Below are 23,999 nucleotides of genomic sequence, written 5' to 3' on the forward strand. Positions count from 1 at the left end.
TCTTATATTAATTTAATAATATCGTATAAAGATATCATAACGAGCCAGTTTTGTGGAAAAGGTCTCATTATTGTCCAATAACTTGCTCCGTTCAGACCATATTCATCAATTAATCTTAATTTTGCATCAATGCTTCTGGCATCTTCAAACCAGACAATATGCTCTCTGCGTTCATCATCGTAATAAGTAAAGAACGGAGCTCTTGCCTCTTCATCAAATTCAATGGCTACATTTTCTTCTCTTGCCAGATCTACTGCTCCCACGTTGCCTACTACAATTGCTCTTGATTCTCCCTGGACAAATGGTAATGTCCAATCATAACCATAATTAGGAATACCCAGTCTTATTATTCTAGGTTCTATGTCTGTGATTGCATAATCAAGAACTTCTCTTACTTCATTATATGGTGCCACAGCCATTGGCGGCCCGTAAGTATAGCCCCATTCATATGTCATAAGCAGAGCCCAGTCAACAATCTGGCCAAGTCTTGCATAATCATGTGCTTCATATAATAACCCCGGTTGATCTGCAGATGTCTTTGGTGCCAAGGCAATCATAACTTCATATCCTTCTTCATGAGCTCTGTTTGTCACCTTTTCAACAAAATTTATAAACGCTTCTCTATCTTCCGGAAAAATGTACTCAAAATCAATATCCAGACCGTAATAATTTTTGGCTGCCAGATTTTCCATAATATTTTCAATCAAATTATTTTGAGCCTCTTCATTATTAAGTAATCCACTTGCCAGTTCACTATCAAATTCACCTGCTTCTGAATAGGTAGAAACCTGCATAAGCGGAGCCACCCCGTATTCTCTCGCCAATGCTATTATTTCTTCATCGTCAATATCAATAAGTTCCCCTTCTGGAGTAAATCCATAGGTAAATATAGAGATGTACGTAAGGTATGGAAGGGTTCTTATTAATACTTCCCTGTCGATGTATGGATATGCATAACCATTAACTGTTATATCACCTAATTTTTCTCCTTCATAACTAATTACAAGTTCTTCCCCCGGCATAACATCTCTTCCAATAATGCTTGGGTTATTTTGAAGTATGTTTTGTATACTAACATCATGTTCTATTGCAATGGTATATAAGCTGTCTCCCGGCTCTACTGTATAAACTTCGTCAGGATACATAATCACAAGAGTTTGCCCTACAACTAATCTGCTTGGATCTTCTATTTCATTATCCCTTATTATTTGTTCATCAGTAACACCGTATCTTCTGGCAATCGAAGCCGGTGTATCCCCTGATTGTACCACATGAATATCCATATATCGTCCTCCAAACTACACAAATCAAATCCCCTTGATTTTATTTGGCAGAAACTTCTAATGTGAAATTTCTTTTCACATTGAGCTACCTTTTTTTTACTATTATATGTGCAGTGAATTTAAAATGTGAATAAAGACATTTTTTATTCCATCATATCCAGTAGAATCTTAGCAGCTGTAGAAATTGGATTTTTCGTACTCATAATCGTACATATATGGCGTTTCGGTATCTTTTTCGTAAATTCTATTTCAAATACTTCTCCTGTTTCTAAATATTTTGATGCAAAATCCTTCACAACACAGCCAAGACCTAAATTTCTCATTGCAAACTGCACAATCATATCACTGGTTGCTAATTCAAATTCCGGCTTCAATATAACTTTGTTTTCTAAAAGGTATTCATCAATATATTTTCTGGTACTCGTATTATGTTCCAGGCAAATAATTGGTAAATTCTCTAATTCTTTATATTCAACAATCCTCTTCTTTAATTCACCAAACTTGCTGCCGCCAATAAAGATATCTTCAATCTCTTTTACTTTTGTTACTGTAATTTCCGGTTTTACATCAAAGGGTGTACTAACAATACCAAAATCTATCTTACCTGCATAAAGATATTCTATCGTCTCGGGAGTAGGCGCATTCGTTACCGTAACTTTTATCTTAGGATATGACTCATGAAACTTCTCTAAGTATGGAAGAAGATAAAATTCCAATGTCATATCACTGGCACCAATACGGATTTCTCCTTGTTCAAGATCCAGCATCTTCTGAAATGTATTTTCTCCCAGTTTAATATATTCATATCCTCTTTTTATATAAGAATATAGAACTTCTCCCTCTGGAGTTAATCTGGCCCCTTTGGGAGTACGGATAAATAATTTACTTCCAAGAGTCTTCTCTAATTGTTTTATAGCCTGGCTGACTGCCGGCTGGGAAATGCATAATTCTTCTGCTGCATTCGTAATCCCATTTAATTTAGCTACATAATAAAATATTTTATAATACTCAAGATTTACATTCATTTGTTTTCCTCTATTATTTTAGGGACGGGGATAAATGAACTTACCCCGTCCCTAAAAACTATCGAATTGGACAAGCACCGGTGGAACACTCTTGGTCTATTATATCATGTTCTTCGTCATCGTCAAATTCTGCTAATATGTTATAATCAATTGGTTTGATTTTCCTGATACGTTCTTCATAATCTTCCCTGGTAGTACATTCAAATGGAAGTAAGGGATACGTTTCCTCTAAAAGAGGTAAAAAAGTAATACCCACAACATATTCAAAATTATTATATACCCAGTTAACCACATCATTCCATTCATGGTCTTTCACAGAAACTGTAATTGATGTATTATGATCTGTCCAGTTTTCCATTGACAGCTTATATAATTCTAATTGATCTATGGCACTTACATCATACTTGGTTTTGCCTTGTGGTGCTTTAATTGGAAACTCAATTACTTTAATGGTACAGTTGTCATCAGTCTGTCCAACCTCATTATAAATTGGATAGCATCCCTGGTCCGCAATCATTTTATATAAAGGATCCGTTGTTGAAATACGAATTCTTCGAATATAGTAATTGGAATGAGGATAATGTATTCCTGAACTTACACAGGGAAGTGTGGATATGGAGCCTTCCGGTTTGATCGTCGTCATTAATTCCGGAGGTGTGATACCAAGTTCTTTACTATATCTGTGTCCTTCCTCATGAACCACTTTTCTTAAATTGCTAAGTAAAGAAGCTAACTCTTCATAATTCATACCAGTGCGGTTAACCATATCCATCATACCGGTTAAGGAAATTCCAACAATACGGTCTTCCTGCATCACTTTATTCCAGTCATCTAATTCAACATCCACCAAAGTCATTCGGATTGCAACTCTTGTAGAAAGTTTAATGATTTCCTGTAATCGATCAGTTTCTAATTCATTTTTATCATTCACAAACCCAACAAGATTATTTGTAGTCAGATTACAGCACTGTTTCGATCTTAATAAAATCTCTCCACAGGGATTGCATCCTTTAAATGAACCTTTTCTTCTATAAGCTTCTAATCCATTGATAAAACCTGGCTCTCCATTAATTTTAATAGAATTTATAATTTCTTCAATTCTCTCAAGTGATGGTTTATGGGTATAAAGAACTGAATTATTGCTCATTTTTCGATGGGATATATTCTCATCTTCGATCCAATTCCCATTTATTACTTTATATATATTTTTCTTTGCATTAATTACCTCATCATCATCTTCATCACAAATGACCATCATGGCACTGCGTCTGACACCACCGGAAACCACATTTTCACTGATGATCGTTGCTATATCCAGAATATCGATTGATTCCAGCTGGCTGCCATTAAGCCTTGACATTACGAGATTAATCTTTTCAAACATCCTCTTAAGTGATTTATGGCCGGATGCTCTTCCGCCAAAACGTTTTAATCTCTCTCCTTCCGGTCTCACATAGCTATAATCAATAATAATTTTTGATATATTACCATATTCCTTTAATGTCACCATCTTAAAGTAAGCATCCAGTGCACTGCACCAGCCTTCTTTACTATCTCCTACTTTGATAGTGATGATGGATTTATCATTCTTATCCGGAATTAATTTTGTATCTTCCATATCCTCTTTTGGAGTAAATTTTCTTATATCTTCTTTATATACTCCGTCTAAGGAAACCATACGAACAGGTGAAATATGTTTTATTAATTCCTTATCGATTCGTATCCCTACTCCACAGCCGACCATCAAAAGATAGAAAACATCCACAAAATCATGCATATCTGAAATCTCGGTGAAACAGCAGTTATAATTGGAGAGCGGATATTTCTTTACAATCTCTGTCCCTCCCATATACAATGTTCTTCCGGAAGTAAAAGTTCTTAAATGAAAAAGATTATCAAATAATTTCTCTGCCTCCAGTCTTTCTTCTTCTAAATCAATTTCTATATTATTCTTTTTCTTATAAGCTACACCCAGGCCTATATTATATTCTACTGTTCTAAGAACTGTTTCAAACCAGTTCTCTCTTCTTTTCTTATCCTCTAAATACCTTGAATATGTCCTTAGATAAACAAATTCTCCAATGTGGCTAAGTGGATTTTCTGCAGTTTTATATTTATCTAAGAATTCATCTGCTAATAAACGTTCCATTTGAATCCCTCCAATTTCTCTAAATAGTGATTCCCTATCAAAGCTGATTAACCCTATGTATTTTTTCAAAAACACTATATCTTGTGTTATATATTATATTTAACTACAATATATATGTCAATAGTCTGATTGATATATTTGTTAACATGACTCAAGCGGACATGCCTGCCTGTCCATTTGAGTCTCAAATCAAGGTTAAAAGATTTCTTTTAACCTTACACCTTGTATTTATTGTTTCAAAAGAGTAATATATTATGTTAGTAAGAATAATGCAATATACTCAAATGTCATAAAAAAGAGTTCGCATAATTTTATTTAGCTTGGAGGATAAAAATGAAATTAAACAGGAATGATTTATGCTGGTGCGGCAGTCACAAAAAATATAAAAGCTGTCATCTGGCTTTTGATGAAAAATTAGATGACTATGGGAGAAATGGTGTATTAGTGCCATCCCATAAAATGATAAAAACACAAAGTCAAATTGAAGGAGTTCGAAAAGCGGGAATCATTAATACAAAAATACTGGATATGGTAGCAGACTATATCAAAGAAGGTATGACAACAGAAGATATTAATACTTTTGTCCATAATACTACTATTAATTTAGGCGGCATTCCAGCTCCATTAGGCTTTGAAGGTTATCCCAAAAGTGTATGTGCTTCTATAAATAACCAAGTATGCCACGGCATTCCTGAGAAAAATACCATCCTTAAAAATGGAGATATTATCAATATAGACGTTACTACAATTGTAGAAGGATTTTATGCAGATTCTTCAAGAATGTTTTCCATCGGTGACATTTCTGAAGATAGAAAGAAATTAATCCAAGTTGCAAAAGAATGCCTTGACCTTGGTTTTGAACAGGCAAAACCTTATGGCTACTTAGGGGATATTGGAGAAGCAATTAATGAACATGCTGAGAAAAATGGATATTCTATTGTTCGTGAAATTGGAGGCCATGGTGTGGGTATTGATTTTCATGAAGAACCCTGGGTAGGCCATATTGGCAGAAGAGGAACCGGAATGCTGCTGGTTCCTGGAATGATTTTTACAATAGAACCTATGGTAAATGCAGGTCTGCCTGACGTATATGAGGATAAAAGCAATGGCTGGACAATATATACGAAAGATGAGAAAGATTCAGCCCAGTGGGAATATACTATTCTGATCACTGAAACTGGTGGGGAAATTCTCGCAAGATAATAATAAAGCTCATACTGAAAAAAGGCTGTCAGAAAACTATTGAATAATAGTTTTTGACAGCCTTTTGTTAAGCGCCTTATTTAACAATGACACATTCAATATCTAAAATTTTTGCAATCTTCTCAATTACCTTTCCATTATGACCGATTCCTAATGCGTAATGATGAGTCGGCCCTTCCATTACCCACTTCTTAATAAATTCTTTTGTTGTTGGTTCAAAGAAACCTCTTGTATTAGTGTTACCTGTAGGAGGAATCGGTCCCTTTTTAGATATCCCCTCACCTATTATAAATTTAAATCCGCCTTTATCATTTTGAGTAATTCCCAACATAGTAATTGGTCCTTCTTTTATTTTAAACTCTACAGAAGCTCCACTTCCTGGTTTACCATGGTATTTTGTAAGACTTCTTAAGACAGGCATTCCCTCTGCAATTGCAATGTGATGTGGACCATCGTGTCCGACAAGAATAAAGTCTTCTTCAAAATCAAAGGGATGAAATTCTGCAAAACTCCCTCCGATATTTAATCGATCCATAATCAACATGGCTATGCAGGTCTTTATATCAAATTCACCACACATAGGAACTCCTTGTGCATTCAAAAGTGAATTCCCTACGATAAAAGAGGAGGAAACAAGCCTATGTAAAGAATTTTCTTCACCTTCATAATAGTAGGCAAGCCCAGTAAGGTTATACTCTTTTACTAAATCATCTAATGTGACTGCTGTTTTGGCTGCCTGATATAAATCCTCTGATGTTACTTTTATCGTTACCGGATCACTAACAGGATCTGGCATATGGAAATTTTCTTCGATTACCTTAATCTTTTCATGGATTCTTTCCTCATCTACTTTTTTGTATAGCTTTATAACATCATCTACTTCAATAAGAGGAACATGTACTCCAAAGGCACCGGATATTGCTGTGGGATCAGCATGCATATCATACATTGCTTCCATCACATGACCCATCAAACCAATTCTGGCTCCCTTTAAGTCGTGCATCACTTTAGCAATGTCGCACCACACTTTAATATCCTCTTCCACTTCTTTATCATCATATAAAGTACCTATGATTACATCATTTACTTCTTTTCCAAGGCGGACAGCAACAGATGTAAACTCAGGAACTGCACAAATATTATCATTCTGTAATTGCATATATGTATTTGCTTTTGAATAGTCCATCGCCTTGCGTGGCTGTAATGCAACTAAAATTATTGGAACATTAGCATCCCTGATAATAGGGGCAAATGTTGCTGATATGGCATAAGTCACCATATTACAAAGAAGTATATCAACATTGCTTTCTTTTATTCTGTTTAATGCTTTATAAGAAGCTTCACTGGTATCAATCATACCAAAATCTATAATTTCTACTTCATTTTTATCTACAATATTCTTAAACTCTTCATGATAACCCATTAAGCTATCAAGCAGTCCTTCAAATTGCCCCCAATATGTTTCGTGCCCTACAGCAAAGACTCCTATCCTTGCTGTCCTCTTTTTTAATCTTTGTATCATTTCTTAATTACCTCCGTTTTGCCTGTTTTGTTGTAAAGTGTAGTGAATTATGCTAGAATGATTCTATATTACTTTGTTGTGGAGAGTGTTTTTATGGAACATAAATTGTTAAGAATGTCTTTTGAAGAAATAAATCCTTTTGTTCGTTTTGTTCAAATCATTAATATCAGTAAAAATTCATTTCCTCATTGGATTAAATCATACGACTGCAGGTTGTTCTATGTTCAAAAAGGTAATGGTATCATATATATAGAAGATAAGGAGTATTACGTATCACCAGGTGATTTAGTATTATGGCAGCCAAATGCTCCCTATCATATGGAACCAGATATCAACAATCAAACATTTACCATGATAACTTCTAATTTTGATTTTACCCGTAACTATGCTCATATTCTATATCCACAACCACCTGAAAGAATTGAAAGTTATGATCCCGATAATCTGAATGAAATAATACAATTTACTAATTTTAATTTTCTAAATCAGCATATTTATATTAAGAATATGCATCATTTGGAATCCTTTCTGCTAGAAATGGTCAAAGAATTTAAAACACAGAAAAATTACTATAATCTTCGACTGAATGGCTTGATGTTATCTGTCATTGGTTATATCGCACGCTCTTATGTATTGCCAAGTCAATATTCGACGACCACAAGTATTAATTTGATTATTGAATATATCCACAATAACTACATGAATGATATAACCAACACCAATATAGGAGAAGCACTTAATTTTCATCCTAATTATATTAATAAACTTATGGTTTTAAATACTGGTAACTCCTTACATCAATATCTTTTAAATTATAGAATTTCAAAAGCTATTGAACTAATTGAGTCCACTTCTGATTCAATTGCAGATATTGCTTTTCAAGTAGGTTTTAAAGATATATCCCATTTCTCCAAATATTTCAAAAAGAAAACTGGTAGAATTCCAAGGGCTTTTCGCCGCCATTAGATAGACTTATGAAACTAAAACATCTACTCCAAAAGAAAAACCTGTTCTGGATATATAATGGTCCTTTCTCCATCTGAATCTGTTTTAAAAATATCTGACATATAAGTATCCCATTGATGCTGGACTTTACTTTTGCTTTTAAACTCTTTTGTGAAAGTAATATCATTTGTTTCATAATAGCCAAAGACCATATTGTTATGGAGCCATATTGTATAATTGAATATCCCTGCTTCTTTTAGCATATTTTTCATATCCTGACTGATATTTTTATGTCTTATTTTATATTCTTCTGTTTTTTCTTCTTTTATATGAATGATAAAACTAATTCTATATTTTGTATTTTTACACATAAATCACCGTTATATCTTTCTTTTTAGGCTTCCACCTTTAATTGCATCAATGGCAACTGCTATTAATAATACGGTTCCGACTATGACCTGCTGCCAAAATGTTTGTATATTTAACATGACCATTCCATTATTTAATGTAGATAATACGAACACTCCTATGAATGTTCCTAAAATCGTTCCTTTGCCGCCGGTAAGACCTGCACCGCCAAGAATAACTGCAGAAAGTGCCTGCATATTTGTTTCCGCAGCAGCCATTGGCAGACCTGCACCTGTTTGTGCGGTTAACATTATGCCTGCTGCCCCTGCCATTACACCATTAATGGCATAGATAATAAATTTAGTTTTTTGAACTTTGATTCCTGACAGGAAGCTTGATTGTGCATTCCCGCCTATCATATAAATGCTTCTTCCGAATACGGTATATTTCCCCACAAATCCAAAGATTAAATACATTATTATAAGTATGATAAGAGTGACAGGAATGCCGAAAAAACGGCCTCTTCCAATAAACTTCAATACATCATTAGTAACTACGATTGTTTGACCGTTAGATATGAGATACGCAATTCCCCTGAGAATCTGCATACTTGCTATTGTTGTAATAAAGGGATTGATTTTTATTTTAGTTATAAAGAATCCGTTAAAAGCTCCACAAAGACCGCCTGCTAAAAGTCCTCCCAGTATGATAATTCCTATTGGTAACTCAAGTCTTGATAAAGTAGCAACTACCATACCTACTACTGCTATTTGTGAACCCACTGAAATATCGATGCAACCGGATACATTTATAAATGTCATGCTGCATGCAACAGCACCCATAATAGCAGCATAAAGACCTATATTTAAAAAATTATTTACTCTTAAAAAATATGGAGATTTGATACTAAAGAATATTACTAATATTAAATAAGCGCCTAATACAGTCATAATGTCTGATGAGTTACTACTTTTTAATCTGTCAATTATACGCAACGTTGTGCTTTGTTTATTCATCTCTTTCATTTTGTTCTCCCATCGCATATTTTATTATATTGTTTTGTGATATTTTTTCTCCTGATAGATCAGCCATAATTAATCCATCATGCATCACCATTACTCTATCAGACATTGTTAGAAGTTCTTCCATCTCAGAAGTGATCATAATTACGCACAGACCTTGTTGACATAATTCATCTAAAATTTTATAGATTTCAATCTTGGCCCCTACATCAATCCCTCTTGTAGGCTCATTGAGTATTAAAATTTTAGGGTTTAATTCCAGCCATTTAGACAAAACAACTTTCTGTTGATTCCCTCCGCTCAAAGATTCTGCTTTTGTTTCAGGACTTGGAGTTTTTATACTGAATTTTTCAATCCACTTCTTAGCAATGGAATTGTCTTTCCCAAAATCTATAAATTTCTTATTTTTATGTTTTGAATAATAGGCTGTAGTCATATTGATTTTAATACTGCTATTTAATATCAGACCTTCCGTTTTTCTTTCCGCCGGTACATACGCCATGCCATGTTCAATTGCAGTAATTGGTGTATCTAATTTGATATTCTTTCCATCAACTAAAATTTCACCTGATATAATTCTTTCCTGTCCAAAAATGGCAGGTCCCAGATCATTATGCCCAGATCCCAGCAATCCATATACCCCTGTAATTTCCCCATACCTTGCCTGAAATGTTACATCTTTTATATGGGTCGTGGACAGATGCCTTGCCTCTAATACAACATCACCTGGGTTTGCCTCTTTTTTAATATAAGTATCAGATATACTTCTTCCAGCCATCATTGTAACGAATTTTTCTCTACTTGCATCTTGAATATCCATTCCGCCTACATTACATCCATCTCTGAGTACAACTACGCTGTCAGCAATACGGAATATTTCATCAAATCTATGGGATATATAGATAATTGCTATTCCTTTTTTAGCAACATTATGGATGAATTTAATGAGATTTTCTGTTTCTACATCATTTAATGCAGATGTTGGTTCATCCATAATTAATACTTTTGTCTGATCTGTTACCACTTTTGCTATTTCAATTAGCTGCTTTTGGGCAACGGTTAATCTTCCTATAATTTCTTTTGGATTAATATCAACACCAATTCTGGCCATAATTTTTCTAGCTTCTTCATACATTTTAGGATAATCTATTATGAAGCCCTTCTTGGGAATATTACCCATAAATATATTTTCTGCTACTGATATTGTACCTACATAATTTAATTCCTGATGTATAATACTAATTCCTTTTTCTGTCGCATCGGATGGTTTATTGAATACTACCTTTTCTCCATTTATAAAAACGTCTCCTTCTTCACAGTTATGAACTCCGGATAAAACTTTTATTAAAGTGGATTTTCCTGCTCCATTCTCACCTAATAGTGCCAGTACTTCACCTTCTCGAAGTTTTAGGCTTACATTGGATAATGCTTTTACACCCGGAAATACTTTGGTTATATTTTTTGCTTCTAATACAATTCTTCTATTATTTAATTGCTTAACTTCACATGCGCTCAATGCTTCGCCTCCTTGTTACTTTTTGTCTATCATGAATTTAGACCAAGGGAAGTTATCTTCTGGATAATGGTCTGTAATATTCTCCCATGTTACCAGTTCATGATCTATATATGATTTTTCAGGTGGAGTCTTTCCTTCCACTAATTCATCGATAATAGGCAAAATCCACTCTCCATATCTTTCCGGGAAATATCCAACACTTCCAATCCATCCAGTCATACCTTTCGTTGCATATAAAGGTTCCACAAAATCAGCTGTACTATTATGACTATATAAGATCACATTATCCTGTCTGCCTGCCGTCTCCACAGCTGCCCATATACCTGCTCCTAAAACATCATTCATGGCTACCACTGCTATACGCTTTGCATCAGGATGTGCCATTAAAAAGTCATTCATTCTTTGTTGAGATATTTGTGCATCATTTTGTGTATCTATCTCAATAATTTTATCTGCCGGAATAATTAATCCTTCTTCCTCCATTCCAACGGTAAAATCCATTACACGTGGTGCTGTTACAGGTCCTGAGATTGGTTGAATTCCTCTTACAACATAATCAATTTCTCCATTCCATTTTTCTTTGATATATTGAGCCGCTGCTCTTCCTGCAATTTTACCTGCTTCAGAATTATCAGCGCCAAAGAAATACGCACCCGGATGAGCAATATCCACAGCTACTACTGGTACGTTAGCTGCATTCATTTTCTCCATTATTACAGGAGCAACTGTGTCATCTACATTGAATTCAATAAAATATTCAATACCCATATTTAATAGATCATCTGCATTCTTTACAGCGGTAGCTCCATCTGAATTATTATCAACACATATTAATTCGTAACCTCGTTTTTCTGCTTCTTTTTCTACTGAATCACGGACCATCTTTCCAAATGAACCCTTTTCATTAATATTAGCAAAACCTACTTTAATTTTTTTATCTGATTCTTTCTTTGCATCCCCATTGTCAGAACTTACTTCCGTATCTGAATTACTTGATGTATCTTTCCCTTCACCATCAACAGTACACCCAGATAAAGTAGTCATTAATAGTACCATTGCTAACATAAATGATATTAGTTTTTTCTTTCCCATAATTTACCTCCTTGGTTTTAAAAAATACAATTTTTAATTTTTAAAGCAAAAAATAAATATACATTATTTTAAATCTTTTTTGTATTTATTTGTTTATTTTACACATATATATTATTTATTTTTGCTATATTTACATTATATTTGCTAATATAATAGATGTCAATAAATCCACATTGATAGGTTTACTTTAGACAACTTTGTTTAGTTCATGCACTTTAATACATTGCAGTCCAAAGTATTTCCAATAAAAAAGAAACTATATATTCTCATATATAGTTTCTCTAAAATAATAATGTTTTATAAAGTTCTTTAACTTAATTAATCAGCAATGCTCATTGTTTTAATAGGCCATGCCAGTAATACTGCTCCCCCCAGAATATTTCCGACTGTTACAAAGAACATACTCTTTAATACCAGATGCATAGGAAGTCCTCCAAGAAGAAAATAGCTAATAGAAAATGTACCCATATTGGCGATACTATGCTCAAATCCAGCAACTACAAAGGACATAATTACAAGAAACATAATTATGAGCTTACCAATTTCTGTTTTCATGCGTACCCCTACTAAAACTGCAATACATACCATAAAATTGCATAGTATGCCGCGTAAGACCATCTGTAATGGAGATATTTCAAGTTTAGCAGCTACAACATTTCTCATATATTCTGTCATGATTCCTGCAGATGCACCACCTTTTACAAATATGTATGATAAGATTACGGAGCCTATAAAATTACCAATATAGCTTATAATCCAAACACGTGCCGCCATTCTCCAGGTACATTTTTTATCATATACTCCAAATGCCATTGTCATATTGTTTCCAGTAAATAACTCACCTCCAACAAATACGATAAGTATAATAGCTGTTGGAAATAATAATGCATTCAGAAACTTACCTAAAGCAGGATTCGTACTATAAAATAATGCTGATGTTACGTTGGAGAGTATAATAGCAACCACTAAAAAGAAGCCGGCTACAATAGAACGCATTAAATATTTTCCGGGTTCCTTTTTGGATAATTCGTATTTTTTAACAGCGGAATCTGACATGATATTTATGTCACTTGTAAACATATTCTTATACACTTCTTTCTTTTTAATTCTTAATTTTCGTCACCTAGTTCACTACTCTAACAGATTCCTGCTAGTTTTTCAATTATAAAATTAAAAATACTGTGTACAAAATACAATACAATTGTTTTATATACCTGCTTATCTTAAAGTTGCGCCAGTGCGTGCGCTATTTACTGTCTCTGCATATCTGCGTAATAAGCCTTTTTCTGCTTGGCGTTCAAGGTGCTTCCAGTTTTTCTTTCTCTTTTCAATCTCCGCTTCACTGACTTCAATATTAATTAATCCCTGATATAAATCAACATTGACTTTATCACCATCTTGAATCAGAGCGATTGGACCTCCATCCGCAGCTTCCGGGCAAAGATATCCAATACTTAATCCACCACTGGCACCTGAGAATCGGCCATCTGTAATAACAGCCGTATTGGGAATACTTTTAATTATCTCAGTAATACGATGTAATTCTTTCATACCAGGGCCGCCTTTTGGTCCTTCATAACGAACTATAACTGCATCTCCTGATACAATCTTCTTGTCACGGAATGCAGCATAACACTCATCCTCGCCTTCAAAGACCTTCGCTGTACCTTCAAATACACGTACATCCATAGGTACCGCTGATGTTTTCACAAGTGCTCCCATTGGTGCTAAATTGCCATATAATACTTGAATTCCATCTGCCTGTGAGTATGGATTATCTAAACTTCGAATTGTTTCAGCATTGCCTTTTCCTGACTTTTCCAGCACTTCTCCCATTGTCTCACCACATACCGTCAATGTATCTTTATGTATCACTGAAAGAAGTTCTTTTAGAACTGCTGGAATTCCCCCTGCATAATGAAGATCCATCACTGTTTTATTTCCATTCGGTGTAATTTCACATAGAACAGGAGTCTTAGAAGTGATTTCAGAAAAATCATCCCAATTTAAATCCAGACCAAGCTCTGCTGCAAGTGCCGGAAGATGGATAAGTGCGTTTAAAGAACCGCCAATTGCACTTAATAAGATGATTGCATTCTCCAATGCTTCTTTTGTCATGATTTTACTTGGAGTGATATTATTATGTACCATCTTCATTAAAGCACTACCTGATTCTCTTGCAGAAAATCTTCTCATACTTGTACTGGAAGGAATCAGACTGCCTCCAGGAAGCATCATACCAAGTGCCTCACAAAGAGCACCCATTGTATTTGCCGTTCCAAGAAATGGGCAAATACCAGGTCCGGTATAATATTCCAATGTACCTTCTATTAGCTGTCTTTCTGTAATTTCTCCTTTTAAAAATTGTTGACGAAGATCCTTAGAATCATTTGGTTTTATTTGTGCGTAGCAAGGTCCTGAAGTTACTATGATGGAAGGAAGGTTAATTCTTGCTGCCGCATTAAGCATGCCGGGTATGATTTTATCACACGCACCAAGAAATACAATTCCATCGAATACTCCTTCTCCAACAACCATGGCTTCAATGGAATCCGTTATAATCTCACGATGTGGAAGGCAATATCTCATTCCGGAATGTCCTTGTGCAATACCATCGCACATAGCGATTGTATTAAATTCTATTGGTTCCCCCCCTGCCTCCAGGATACCTTTTTTTACTTCTTGTGCTAATTGTCTAAGTGGTTCATGTCCAGGGCATATTTCATTCCAGCTATTTGCAATTGCGATTAATGGTTTGTGATCAAGGGAATCAATCGATATCCCGGCAGATGCTAAGTGTGCTTTGGATATGGCTTTTTGAAATGGTTCTAATTTATCAATTGCTCTTACCATAATATTCCTCCTATAAAAAAAGAGGTTATCTCCAAATACATTGAATCTATTATTATATTTATGAAGTAACTATATTTCAGAAATAGTTTATATATTGTATGTTGAAATATAGTTCTTCAAAAAATAGAATTCTTTGTTTTGTAACAACCCCTATTGCTATCTATTTTACTGTTCTCTTACTGCTAATATTTCTGCTCTCTTTTTACTTAATTTACTCATAACTACCCAGGTTCCAGCTATAACTACCAGAAGAATTGGAATTGAAATAATTAAGTTACTTGTAAATGCTTTAAATACAAGGTAGCTTACCGTTAAACTTGTTGCTGCAAAAGAAGAAATTAGACTTCCGTCCGCTGCAATGTCAAGGCCTACACTTGTAGCAAGGGCTGTTAAGACCGGAGCTGTTGCTGTACCTGCTAAAAGAATTGCTCCTGTACACACAAGACCCATAATAACATTCTTAAATAAGTTACCTCTTGTAATTGCTACTACTAAAGCAACACGAAAAGTTACAACTGCAAGATCTGCAAATGGTAATACCCTGTTTCCTGGTAATAATGCTGCCATGAAAATAGTTAGAGGAATTACGATTAATGCTGTTGTGATAACATCAGGGTTACCAACTACAACTGCTGCATCAAGGCCGATAAGGAATTTTCTTCCTTTGAATTTTTCCTGGGTAAATTTCTTTGCTGCTTCTGAGATAGGCATTAAACCTTCCATGAATAAAGAAGTCATTTTAGGAATCAGAATCATAACTGCTGCCATGTTAACACCAAGAGATAAAATTTGTGACACCGGATATTTTGCTAATGCACCGATGATACCTCCAAGAATAAGACCCATCATCATTGGCTCACCAAAGAAGCCTAAATATTTTTTTGCATCTTTAATCTTAAAATCAATTTTATTGATTCCTGGTATTTTATCTAATAACCAGTTAAGTGGTGCTGCTATTATAATAGAGGATAAAGCAGACATTGTTGGGAGTGAAACACCTGGAATTCCAAAGTATTCTTCTACAAGTGGTGCTGTCCAGTCAGATAATTTAAATGTAATAATTGCCATAATTACAGTTGCTGCGATACCTAGAGGAATACTCTTAGTTACGAAGTAGACCATAATACCGACGATTGCCATATGATGATAATTCCAGATATCAACATCTAACGTATCTGTTGCTTTTAAAACTAACATAATAATATTAGTTGCTAAGATACAAAAGATCAGAATACCAATAATTGGAGAGGACCAGGTTACTGCTGCAATTGCGCCCCAGCCTACATCAAGTATATCAAGTTTTATACCAAAATTTTCTACCATTGCCTGTGCTGCCGGTCCTAAATTAGATTTTAATAATCCAATAACTAAATTAATACCTGCAAACCCAATACCAATTGTTAAACCTGAACGAAACGCTTTTGCTATTTTTACCTTGAAAATTAAACCGATTACCGTAATAATGATAGGAAGCAATACAATTGCCCCAGCATCAAGAATTGTTTGAAACACATTAAAAAAGATTTGCATACTTCTTTCCTCCTCTGATTAAATTACTTCAAATGTGATAAAATTTCATCTAACGTACTCTCTTCGCCTACACCTGTTAGTAGAGAAATGGCCCCAACAACTGGTATTGTAACATCTCCGCCCGTAAATTTACCGGTCGTAACTAACAGATCAAATTGATCCGCTTTTGATTCTACTTCCAATAATTTGCATTGTGTCACAGAAACATCAATTCCATTGTCTTCGCATTTTTCTTTTATTTTCATTGCAACTACTGTTGATGTTGCAATACCATTTCCACATGCTACTAAAATTCTTTTCATATTAATAATCTCCTTATTCTTGTAATAGATATTTTTCAATTATGTTATAGATTATATCCTGGCTATTGGATTCAATAATTTCTTTTACAGCCTCTTGATCTTGTATCAGACCAATAACTTTAGTCAGCATGTCAATGTGTCCATGGGCTTCTTTTAGAGCAAGCATAATTACAAGGCTAATATCAATGCTATTATCCGGTTCATCCATTGCATGAAATTTTACCGGTTTATCTAAAATTCCTACACATATACTTGCTTCATTCACATGTTCAACATCTGCATGAGGTATTGCTACATTAATATTTCCGGTATACAATCCGGTAGGAAATACTTTTTCACGATCTAAAATTGCCTGCTTATATGTATCTTTTACTAAACCATTCTGGCAGAGCAAATCTGTCATTGAAGAAAGCACTCCCACATCAGTTGTCAGACCTTCTAATTTTACGATTTGTGATTTTGAAAATTTAATATCGCTCATATCTTTCTCATCCTTAAACTAGTTTTGCTTCCATATCTATTATGGATTTTATGATTCCGTCTTCATTTTCATTGAGTATATCTTCTTTGTCAAAGATTCCTGATGCTATTCCGGCAAAGGAAGCTCCCCCATTAAAATACTCCTGAACGTTTTCTGTATTAATTCCACCTACAACCATCAATGGTAATTTACCCAGAGGTGCCTGAATATCAGTAATATACTGACTGCCAAGTCTTCCTGCCGGGAAAATTTTCACAATAGAGGCTCCATCATCAAAGCTTTGCTTGATTTCTGTTGGTGAAAATGCGCCAGGAACAGATATAATCTCATGCTCGTTACATAGATTTAATATATCTTTATTTAACATTGTTGGGGATAAAATGAATGCTGCACCTGCTTCAATTACTGTTTTTGCCTGTTCGTAGGTCATGACCGTACCTGCTCCGACTTTAATGAAACCACCAAACTCCCTGCTGATCTTTTCTATAGTAGATACAGCATCGGGAGAATTCATGGTGATTTCAACAGCCTGCAGTTTTGTTCCTACGAGGTTTTTTACTACAGTTCTGACTTGTGAATAGGTGTAACCTCTTAAGATGACAGTGACTTTGGGGAAGTTTTTAATGTCCACTTTTCCAACTCCTTTCTCACTTAATATATAGAGCAAGAAGCGTGCCAACTATCTGACTGATTCTGTATGAATATGAAGAATTTTTAGAATTTCATTAATTGAATTGCTGTTTCTGATGGCTAAAATCAAGTCTTCATCAGAAATTATTTTATATAATTGTTCAAAATATTTTTTTGAATTTTCATTTAAGGCTAATACAAAAATAACATCTACCGTATTGATCCCATCCCAAACCACTGGTTTGGCTAATTTAGTAAGAGAAATGACTGGTTTTGTAACCAATTCTGTGTTTCCATGGGGGATTGCTATTCCACCTTTTAGATAGGTAGTCATAATACCTTCTCTTTTATAAACACTTAGTAAAAATTCTGGTTTTACATTCCCATCTTCAATCATCTTTTGAATTGTATAATCAAGGATTTCATCCTTATAATAAAAGGCTGGATTTATAAAAATGTTTTTTTCATAGAGGACATCTCCAAGATTCACCTTGTCGAATATTGTCTGTTTGTTTAATATCTTTCTAAGACCGGCGATCCCTTGTGGGCGATATATATGAGAAATTGAAATAAATGGATACTTCTCAATTTGTGGATCAATAGTGCCTACAATAGCCAGAATTTCATAACTTTCCTCTAAAGCAGAGATAATATTTTCAACTTTAATATTTTCTATGTAGCCTTTAGCTATAATTTGAACTGAATCCAGGCTGCTGCTTAACCGATTTATTAAGTGAGTCTTTACGCTCTTAGCAGCTCCCTCTCCGGTAATGCAAAGACATACAATCGCTTTTTCTTTTCTATGTTCAATTCTTCTTGTTGATATGGAAACAGTATTTTTTACATCCAGATCTTTGATGATAGTTTGAATATCTTCTTCTGTCCATAAGACCTTACGGATGCATTCTATGACCATTAAGGTGTCACATCTTCCTACGATTCCGACCTTAATTCCAGTTTCTTCTTCCACCTGATCTTTAATATTCATAAGTGATCCCATATCAGCAAGAATGATACACCCACTTCCTTGATCAATCTGACGAACAGATTGGATTACTTTGTCCGCCATGTCAGCGGGGCTGTCTTTAAAATCAGTTTCCAGACCAACTGCATGATCCACTCCCATGATCTTATTAGCAACTTCTGCCATTCCACAAGCAACATGACCATGGGAAACTACTAAAACTCCGATCTTACCTTTAGATATATAATTTTGTTTTTGGAATTTTTTAAAATACATGGCTAAAAATCCAATCTCTTCATCATTAAGTTCAAAATAATATTTCTTCTTAATCGTGAATAAGATTTCTTTTGCAATCTGATATTCTTCCAGATACATTTCCCTTATATTTTTCATTCCAGGACGAATGGTTTTTCCTTTCATCTTCATTCTTTCTATTGCCATATTCAGATGAATAGCTAATGGAAAAATTAGGGTAGATTCTAATAATGGTATCTTTTTCTTAGCAAGCTCATAAATATCTTTCGTGATATTTAATATATCTTCTCCAACAATATTAGCAATTTCATCCATGCTGAAATCTGAGTCAACAATCTCTTTTATATGCAACTGTAAATTTGATTCTATCTCTTCATAAAGAAGTGCTTCAATATCAGATTCTACTGCCCCTTCTTTTTTTAATTGTTCATATTTTATCTCTAACTTTTCATATATGTCCCAGTCTTCATTTAAATCTACTTTAAGATAGCCTTCATTTTCCTGAGGAGAAAAATACATATCTCCATGTATCTTAGTATTAATTTCTTTCGATACGTTTTCTTTTTTATAATCTTTTTTTATTGCTTCCGACATGCAGTCAAAACTTACTATGATTTCTCCTGCCTGTCTCATCTTTCTTTCCAGAAATGCTTTTGCGCAGCAGACCTGAATATCTGATTTCAATTGACCAACATTACCAGAATATTCATTCCCTGCAAGGCATTTTAAAACATCTTCTTTTACACTGATTTCCTTCCCTAAACGCCTTGATTCCATATAGAAAAATTGATGAATAAATTGTATTTTCTCAGCGACCGGACGGGCTTTCATCGGTGGAATTTCAATCACCATAGGAATTCTTCGTCTAAATGTTAATAGAAGTGAACTTTGTGGGTTTTCGGTAGTGGCAGCGATAATCATCACTTTACTTTTTCTTTGTGTATCAGCTTCACCCAATCGGCGGAATTTTCCTTTATCCATGAGGTAAAAGAGTATCTCCTGTCCCTCTGGAGGTAAACGGTGTACTTCATCCAGGAAGAGAATACCACCATCACATTGCTCTACAATTCCCTTTTTATTCTCTGTGGCACCAGTAAAGGCACCTTTGCTGTAACCAAAAAGCTGAGCAAGCAAAAGTTGAGGATTGTCCGCATAATCTGCACAGTTAAATTCAAAAAATGGAGCATCTTTCTCAAAATTATCTGTAGTAATAGCAAATTGATACATTAGTTCAGCCAAAAAACTTTTTCCCACTCCAGATGGCCCATAAATTAAGGAATGAAGACCATTAGGCGGATACAGAATCGCAGCACAGGCTCTGCTGATTTGATTTTTCATGCTTCCATTGTAACCGATAAAAGCACTAAAAATTTCATCCTGTTTTATTTCCATGGAATTTTCAATCATAATTTCTTCTGTTTCTTGTAATTCATTAGATTCTTCTCTATTATCTTTTGTATCAACAGAAATATCCAAAGACTTAAGAACCTCTTCTTTTAACTTTCCAACTGCATATTTCCCAATGATGTAACCTTTATCATTTAATAATTTGGTAAGTCCTCTATCGGATACATTTCCCTTTTCCCTGAGAATGCTCTTAATATCATCATGAATCACCTGCTTCTTTCTCTCTCTTGAATCAGGAATATCATTCTCTTTTCGGATTGTCGTTACATTCTCCCTAAAAATATCCAGAGCTATGGCAATTTCTTCATCCGTAAATGGGTTCTTTTTATCCTCTTCTTCAATCATATTTATAATTTGATCCTTCATTAGAAATCCATCCTCTCAACCCGACTGTTGCCTCTAATCATCCTATAAAAACATTTTACGTCCACTTGCATCTTTGATTCCTAAGTTATTTCTATATTTTGCTATTGTTCTTCTGGAAATTGTTATGCCTTCACTTTTTAGCATCCGGGCTAATTTCTCATCACTTAATGGCTTAAATTTATCTTCAGCATTGATTAGGCTCTCTATCTTCATCTGAATATCGTCTGCTGAGATCCCTCCACACATAGCATCTGCCTCGAATGCTTTGGAAAAAAAGTAATTCATGGGAAAAACACCCCAAGGACACTGAAGATATTTATCTCTCACGGCCCGACTTACAGTTGATTCATGAATACCCATAATATCAGCAACATCTATTAGCCGCATTGGCCTTATTCCCCGGCCGCTGAAAAAAAATTCCTCCTGAAAATCTACTATGATTTTTGTCATTTCAATCAATGTGGTATTCCGTTGGGAAATACATTTTTTGACCCACTCGACCTGTTTCATTTTAGTTGATACATACTCTGTTGTCTCAGCTGAATACTCTTGGGTAAGCAAACTCTTATAATAGGAATTTATATTTATTCGAGGGTATTTGTATTCATTCAATAGAATTTCATAGTAGCCTTTTAATTTAACAACCGTAATATCCGGTATTATATAGCTAAGGCTGTCTCTCGAAGCAAAAGAGTTTCCCGGCTTTGGATTCAATGATTTAATCCTCTCAACTTCAATTATTATTTGATCTATAGTAACTTTCATTTTTTTTGCTATCAGTGGTAATTGATTTTTTGCTAATAATTCCAAGTATTCTGATACTATTTCTTTGGCAAGAGGGGACCCCAGTTGTTTCCGTTCTATCTGAAGCAGCAGACATTCTCTTAAATTTCTCGCACCAATGCCTGCCGGCTCTAACCCCTGAATCAATCCCAATAATCGTTTTATCTCCTCTTCTTTCACTCCAAAATACTTTGCTGTGTCCTCTAAGGAATCAGTAAAATATCCTTTGGAATCAAGGCTATCAATGATAAATGTTATAATTTTTTGTTCATTATTATTTAATCTATATGTTGGAAGTTGTGATAGAAGATATCTGGACAGATTATCTTCTCCTGAATCTCCAACAAAATTCCATAAATTATCACTATTTTCGTCATTAAGTTCTTGCTTGGAATACACCCTGTTATTCTCATCGATCTGTCCCAACCACTCTAACTTTTTATTGATCTGGTCAGTATTCGTTGAGTCATCTAAATTTTCTATATCAACCAAAGGATTTTCCATTGCCAGCTCCCGAATATATATATCCAGTTCCTGAGAACTCATCTGCAAAATTTGTGCTGATTGGATCATATTCTGAGTTAACTTCTGTTTTTGCTTTATATCTAATTGATATTTCATCATTATTTACCACCTGAATTTGCGCATATCTATATGTAATTGATTTTGTTGGTCTTCTTAAAGGTATATTACAATAACCAACCTCAATCTTAATATTATCTTTATTGCTAGCATAATCGATATTCTACCATAAAATCAACCTCTTTACAATGAAACTAATGGCAACATCCATAAAAAAGGGTGTAACCCCAACCCTGTTCTTGATTGGAATTACACCTATAAATGAATCTATATCAAACTTTAATATCTGCTTTCATTCCCAGAATATCCTGATTCTCTTTTAATATTGGATTAATAACCTCTTCCATGAATTCTTCCACCTGCTGTTCAGAGCGGCCGGTATATTTCGAAGGATCCATCGTCTTCTTTAATTCTTCCAGTGTCATGTTAAAAGCTGGATCTGCAGCAATTAATTCTAAGAGATTATTATCCAGTCCTCTTATCTTTACATTCTTGCCTGCTTCCATGGACAGAATACGAATCTTTTCATGAAGTTCCTGTCTGTCCCCTCCAGCCTTTACCGCATCCATCATAATATTCTCAGTTGCCATAAATGGAAGTTCAGACATAAGTCGTTTTTCTATGACTTTAGGATATACTACAAGGCCATCTACAATATTTAGATAAAGATCAAGAATTCCATCCACTGCTAAGAATCCCTCTGCAATACTAATTCTCTTATTTGCTGAATCATCAAGAGTTCTTTCAAACCATTGTGTAGATGATGTGATTGCCGGATTTAGTGCATCTACCATTACATATCTGGCCAAAGATGCAATACGTTCACTTCTCATTGGATTTCTCTTGTAAGCCATGGCAGAAGATCCAATCTGATTCTTTTCGAAAGGTTCTTCAATCTCTTTTAAATGTTGTAATAAACGTATGTCATTAGAGAATTTATGTGCGCTTGCTGCAATTCCGGCAAGTATATTAAGAACCCTTGTATCAACCTTACGGGAATAAGTCTGACCAGACACCGGGAAGCAATCTTTAAATCCCATCTTCTTGGCAATTAACTTATCTATTTGCTTAATTTTCTCATGATCTCCATCAAATAATTCTAAGAAACTGGCCTGAGTTCCAGTAGTACCTTTCGAACCGAGTAATTTCATGCTGTCAATCATATAATCAAGATCATCAAGATCTAATTTTAGTTCCATGAGCCAAAGAGCCGCACGTTTTCCAACAGTAGTAGGCTGTGCAGGCTGAAAATGAGTAAATGCAAGAGTTGGTAGTCCCTTATATTCCATTGCAAATTTTGATAATTCAGCAATTACGTTTACTAATTTCTTCTTTATTAATTTTAGGGCTTCTGTCATTACAATAATGTCTGTATTATCTCCAACATAACAGGAAGTCGCCCCAAGATGGATAATTCCTTTCGCTTTCGGACACTGTACCCCATATGCATATACATGGGACATAACGTCATGACGGACTGTTGCTTCCCTTTCTTTAGCAACATCGTAATTGATATCATCCTGATGTTCTTTTAATTCTTCAATCTGTTCCCTTGTAATGTTCAACCCTAATTCATTTTCTGCTTCTGCAAGAGCAATCCATAATTTTCTCCATGTTTTAAATTTCATATCTGATGAAAAGATATATTGCATCTCTTTACTTGCATATCTTTCCGATAATGGACTCTGATATTTGTCATAATTCATAACTTATACCGTACCTTTCTATACTTTATCGATAA

General features: G+C 34.6%; 19 protein-coding genes. 2 read left to right on the forward strand and 17 right to left on the reverse strand.

The window, feature by feature from the left end:
* Positions 1–2: 2 nt before the first annotated feature.
* From EDD66_RS10785 to nrdJ, 3 genes are all read right to left on the reverse strand, one after another.
* Positions 3–1,283, reverse strand: a complete 1,281-nt coding sequence (locus tag EDD66_RS10785) for a glycosyl hydrolase family 18 protein (RefSeq protein ID WP_123609596.1) — start codon at positions 1,281–1,283, stop codon at positions 3–5.
* 143 nt (positions 1,284–1,426) lie between these two features.
* Entirely contained in the window at positions 1,427–2,308 is an 882-nt protein-coding gene (locus EDD66_RS10790) for a LysR family transcriptional regulator (protein WP_123609597.1), read from the reverse strand.
* A 58-nt stretch (positions 2,309–2,366) separates the two neighbouring features.
* Positions 2,367–4,457, reverse strand: coding sequence for a ribonucleoside-triphosphate reductase, adenosylcobalamin-dependent (nrdJ, locus tag EDD66_RS10795; RefSeq protein WP_123609598.1), 2,091 nt, complete (start codon positions 4,455–4,457; stop codon positions 2,367–2,369).
* Between the two features lie 333 nt (positions 4,458–4,790).
* Between nrdJ and EDD66_RS10800 the strand changes: the two genes are divergently transcribed.
* Positions 4,791–5,660, forward strand: a complete 870-nt coding sequence (locus EDD66_RS10800; protein WP_123609599.1) for a methionyl aminopeptidase — start codon at positions 4,791–4,793, stop codon at positions 5,658–5,660.
* A gap of 76 nt (positions 5,661–5,736) precedes the next feature.
* On the opposite strand, the gene EDD66_RS10805 is transcribed toward EDD66_RS10800, so the two are convergent.
* Complete coding sequence (locus EDD66_RS10805) at positions 5,737–7,182, reverse strand: L-fucose/L-arabinose isomerase family protein (protein WP_123609600.1); 1,446 nt, start codon at positions 7,180–7,182, stop codon at positions 5,737–5,739.
* Between the two features lie 93 nt (positions 7,183–7,275).
* Here EDD66_RS10805 and EDD66_RS10810 point away from each other — a divergent pair, with 93 nt between their 5' ends.
* The gene (locus EDD66_RS10810) at positions 7,276–8,148 is read left to right on the forward strand and encodes an AraC family transcriptional regulator (protein WP_170164326.1); all 873 of its coding nucleotides are present in this window, start codon (positions 7,276–7,278) and stop codon (positions 8,146–8,148) included.
* Positions 8,149–8,171: 23 nt separating this feature from the next.
* Here the strand turns inward: EDD66_RS10810 and EDD66_RS10815 are convergent, their stop codons facing one another.
* From EDD66_RS10815 to purB, 13 genes are all read right to left on the reverse strand, one after another.
* Positions 8,172–8,498, reverse strand: a complete 327-nt coding sequence (locus EDD66_RS10815; RefSeq protein ID WP_123609602.1) for an L-rhamnose mutarotase — start codon at positions 8,496–8,498, stop codon at positions 8,172–8,174.
* Between the two features lie 9 nt (positions 8,499–8,507).
* Positions 8,508–9,500, reverse strand: coding sequence for an ABC transporter permease (locus EDD66_RS10820; RefSeq protein WP_170164327.1), 993 nt, complete (start codon positions 9,498–9,500; stop codon positions 8,508–8,510).
* On the reverse strand, positions 9,484–11,013 hold the full coding sequence (locus EDD66_RS10825) for a sugar ABC transporter ATP-binding protein (RefSeq protein ID WP_123609604.1): 1,530 nt from the start codon (positions 11,011–11,013) through the stop codon (positions 9,484–9,486). Before EDD66_RS10825 ends, EDD66_RS10820 begins: the two co-directional genes overlap by 17 nt.
* Positions 11,014–11,028: 15 nt before the next feature.
* Positions 11,029–12,105, reverse strand: a complete 1,077-nt coding sequence (locus tag EDD66_RS10830) for a sugar ABC transporter substrate-binding protein (RefSeq protein ID WP_123609605.1) — start codon at positions 12,103–12,105, stop codon at positions 11,029–11,031.
* A 318-nt stretch (positions 12,106–12,423) separates the two neighbouring features.
* Positions 12,424–13,185 carry a formate/nitrite transporter family protein gene (locus EDD66_RS10835; RefSeq protein WP_123609606.1) on the reverse strand — a complete coding sequence of 254 codons (762 nt, stop codon included), beginning with the start codon at positions 13,183–13,185 and terminating at the stop codon, positions 12,424–12,426.
* A 138-nt stretch (positions 13,186–13,323) separates the two neighbouring features.
* On the reverse strand, positions 13,324–14,958 hold the full coding sequence (gene ilvD, locus EDD66_RS10840; RefSeq protein ID WP_123609607.1) for a dihydroxy-acid dehydratase: 1,635 nt from the start codon (positions 14,956–14,958) through the stop codon (positions 13,324–13,326).
* A gap of 165 nt (positions 14,959–15,123) precedes the next feature.
* A complete protein-coding gene (locus tag EDD66_RS10845) occupies positions 15,124–16,488 on the reverse strand; it encodes a PTS galactitol transporter subunit IIC (protein ID WP_123609608.1) in 1,365 nt (454 codons plus the stop codon).
* Between the two features lie 23 nt (positions 16,489–16,511).
* A complete protein-coding gene (locus EDD66_RS10850) occupies positions 16,512–16,790 on the reverse strand; it encodes a PTS sugar transporter subunit IIB (protein ID WP_123609609.1) in 279 nt (92 codons plus the stop codon).
* A gap of 13 nt (positions 16,791–16,803) precedes the next feature.
* Positions 16,804–17,271, reverse strand: coding sequence for a PTS sugar transporter subunit IIA (locus EDD66_RS10855; RefSeq protein WP_123609610.1), 468 nt, complete (start codon positions 17,269–17,271; stop codon positions 16,804–16,806).
* Positions 17,272–17,284: 13 nt separating this feature from the next.
* Positions 17,285–17,902 carry a bifunctional 4-hydroxy-2-oxoglutarate aldolase/2-dehydro-3-deoxy-phosphogluconate aldolase gene (locus EDD66_RS10860; RefSeq protein ID WP_123609611.1) on the reverse strand — a complete coding sequence of 206 codons (618 nt, stop codon included), beginning with the start codon at positions 17,900–17,902 and terminating at the stop codon, positions 17,285–17,287.
* Positions 17,903–17,950: 48 nt separating this feature from the next.
* On the reverse strand, positions 17,951–20,893 hold the full coding sequence (locus tag EDD66_RS10865) for a sigma 54-interacting transcriptional regulator (protein ID WP_123609612.1): 2,943 nt from the start codon (positions 20,891–20,893) through the stop codon (positions 17,951–17,953).
* A gap of 42 nt (positions 20,894–20,935) precedes the next feature.
* Positions 20,936–22,300, reverse strand: coding sequence for an RNA polymerase factor sigma-54 (gene rpoN / locus EDD66_RS10870; protein WP_123609613.1), 1,365 nt, complete (start codon positions 22,298–22,300; stop codon positions 20,936–20,938).
* A gap of 230 nt (positions 22,301–22,530) precedes the next feature.
* Positions 22,531–23,964 carry an adenylosuccinate lyase gene (gene purB, locus EDD66_RS10875; RefSeq protein WP_123609614.1) on the reverse strand — a complete coding sequence of 478 codons (1,434 nt, stop codon included), beginning with the start codon at positions 23,962–23,964 and terminating at the stop codon, positions 22,531–22,533.
* Positions 23,965–23,999: the final 35 nt, after the last annotated feature.

The organism is Mobilisporobacter senegalensis (assembly GCF_003752155.1).
GTDB classification, from domain to species: Bacteria; Bacillota; Clostridia; order Lachnospirales; family Lachnospiraceae; genus Mobilisporobacter; species Mobilisporobacter senegalensis.